The sequence below is a fragment of the Kitasatospora sp. NPDC051164 genome, from assembly GCF_044455625.1.
Classification (GTDB): Bacteria; Actinomycetota; Actinomycetes; order Streptomycetales; family Streptomycetaceae; genus Kitasatospora.
The window spans coordinates 1-1,114 of sequence record NZ_JBITFB010000133.1 but is presented as its reverse complement, the minus strand read 5'-3'; the positions used below and the strand labels follow the sequence as shown (position 1 = coordinate 1,114).

The 1,114-nt window shown below is 70.8% G+C and carries 1 protein-coding gene; it reads right to left on the bottom strand.

The genetic code is table 11. The annotated features are described in order from the left end of the window. Positions 1-1,077 (bottom strand): hypothetical protein (locus tag ACIBEC_RS47845; RefSeq protein WP_396290937.1); only part of this gene is annotated, 1,077 nt, incomplete at its 3' end. Between the last annotated feature and the right edge of the window lie 37 nt (positions 1,078-1,114).

Sequence of the window (1,114 nt, the reverse complement as noted above, 5' to 3'; positions counted from 1 at the left end):
GGTGGTGATCGTCTCGGCGGACGTGCCGCCGCCGGTGGTGAAGCTCGTGGCGGACACCGTCGCCGTCCACGTGCTGGTGGCCAGTCCCCGCCCGTCCGAGACGGTCACCGAGCCGAGGGCCGCACTGAGGGTGCCACCGGGCGCGGCGCCGCCCAGGCCCGCCGTGGCCGGCACGCTGATCGACAGTGTGCCCGTGGTCGGGATGACGGTGATCTGGGAGCTGTTGCTGCCACTGGTCTCGACGCTGTCCACGACCGCACCGGTGAAGCTGGCCTTGCCCCCGGATGCGGCCGTCAGCTTCCCCGCGGCCGTATAGATCACGCCGCCGCCGGTGATCCACGTGCCGTTTCCCGTGACCAGGACCCCCGCCGTGTTGTTGCGGTCGGCGATGATCGAAAGACCGGTGAAGGCCCCCGTGGTCGGTGCGCTGAGCGTGGTCTTGCCTCCGCTCTGGCTGGTGAAGGACGCACCACTGGTGCCCGCCGCGCACGCGGTCGGGTACGACGGGCAGGCGAGGTAGATCGTCACCCCCGTGCCGTTCACCTTCCCGCCGGAAATCGTCATGCCGTTGGTGCCGGTGATGACATACGTACCGGGATTGAGGGTGAGCGTGCCGGACAGAGACAAGATGCTGGTGTACACGCCCGGGCTGATCGTCTGGTTCCCCGAGACGTGGTTGACCGAGGGATACGGCGGGGTCGGTGTCGAAGGACAGGCCGACGCGGCCGGACACTGGGCCAAGGCGGCATAGGGGTCGGTGCCGGCGGGCTGGTTGACCGGGGCCGGGCTGTAGGAGCCGCCGCTCGCGGTGGCGAAGCCCGCCGGGGCCGCCGGGCCGCCGATGGTACCCCCGTTCGCGATGACCGAGGTGGTGCCACTGACGAGCGCGGCCTGACTGTTCGTCGAGTTGACCAGGATGCTGCCGGTGACCTGGACGCTGCCGGGGTGGACGTACAGGGCGTCCGCGGCACTCGCGTTGAGGACGCACAGACTCGCCGCACACGCGGTCGCGGCCCGGGCGGCATCGGACGGACCGGTCACGACCCAGGCCAGCGCGGACGCGAGGACAAGGACCATGGCACAGACCGCGCGTGACAGACGGCACCGTCCACGC